The 1,453-nt window shown below is 31.0% G+C and carries 2 protein-coding genes and 1 pseudogene; all 3 read left to right on the forward strand.

Annotation, left to right across the window (positions count from 1 at the left end):
• On the forward strand, positions 1-213 hold a 213-nt coding region (locus tag AMDU4_RS13140; protein ID WP_290705472.1), incomplete at its 5' end, for a hypothetical protein.
• Positions 214-222: 9 nt separating this feature from the next.
• A complete protein-coding gene (locus AMDU4_RS13145; protein ID WP_021788058.1) occupies positions 223-675 on the forward strand; it encodes a hypothetical protein in 453 nt (150 codons plus the stop codon).
• 376 nt (positions 676-1,051) lie between these two features.
• A pseudogene (locus AMDU4_RS13150) lies at positions 1,052-1,453 on the forward strand (imidazolonepropionase); the annotation flags it as partial.

The raw sequence follows: 1,453 nt of genomic DNA on the forward strand, positions 1-1,453 counted from the left end.
TTTCAGGGATATTTTGGCACCAGCTGGCGTAGCTCTGTTTGTACAAAAATAACACTTAGCTCTGGGACATATACTGGTTATATACACAATGAAATATGGTCCTATGCTCCAGATATTAATCAATGGACGGTATATAAGAATACAGTAGTGGTCAATAGCCAGATATCAGCTGATTCCAATAATTGTTATAGAGAATATATAGTGTCAACATGAGGTGTAAAAATGTTAAATATAATAAATAATTTATATTATTGGATAAACGAAAACAGTATTTTACTTATTTTCTTCTCCCTTCTTGCAATCGTATTATTTATAGTGTACAAAAAATACCTCCCAAACCCTTCTACAATAAAATCTATTATATTTTCAATATCAATATCATTTATTATTTCCATTGAACTACGATTTCGTTTATGGTTATTTCCTGAAAATTATCTTCCTGGATACTATTTTATAATTAATAGATTATTTAATCTCTCTTCAGCTCCTGCAACTTTATTGCCAGACTATTATGATCCCATTAATAATTTAGTAATTTCTGTTATAATGAGTATTATATTAATAATTATCCTTGATATTATTACAAAAAATTATAAAATATCTATAAAAATTGGAGGTTTAACAGGTTTTATAGTATATGTGGCTATTATATTATTAGGATTTCCAGCCATATGATTTTACCAGTAATAATTTTTCAATAATTTTGCCTAATTATTTTTCATGAAATCGTATGTTATACGATAATTGGTAGAGTAAGTAAATTTCTGTAAATTATAAATTGCCTTAAAAAATTTATATTATGAAATAAAAAATATACAAGATCAATTTAAAAATGTAAAAGAAAAGATGAAAACCTATGGGTTGAACATGAAAGCCACGGGGGAGTTAGGTAGTAGGCCCTTAACTATGGTAATATAAATTACTTAACATGGTGTTAGACATAATTTAATATTTATATTTTGTTAATAATACTCTGCTTTTGTAGATATTTTAATGAATTGCTGGACTGCTCAATGGATTAAATTTAAATTAAATAGTCTTATATTATGTTATGAAAGCGGTGAAGGCGAATTTGCTTTATGATGGTAAGGGAGTGCAGAAAAATGTTTATGTAAGTTTCGATGGAGACAGCATAATGGAAGTATCCAGGAATAAGCCGGATTGCGAAATTCTTGAGGAAGGCGTTGTAACCCCTGCATTCATTGACCCACACAGCCATATTGGACTGGACAGGGCAGGTGAACCGGGATTAGAGAGTGAGGCAAATGACAAACTTGATTCAATGATGCCTCTTGGCAGGGCGATTGATGGGGTATACATGGATGACCACGCATTCACTGAATCCGTAGAAAACAATGTATTATATTCCGTTGTTCTTCCCGGAAGTGGAAATATATTGGGCGGCATGGGATCACTGATCAGGAATTTCTCAAAAAACACAAAGGATGCTTTG

Source organism: Ferroplasma sp. Type II (assembly GCF_000496155.1).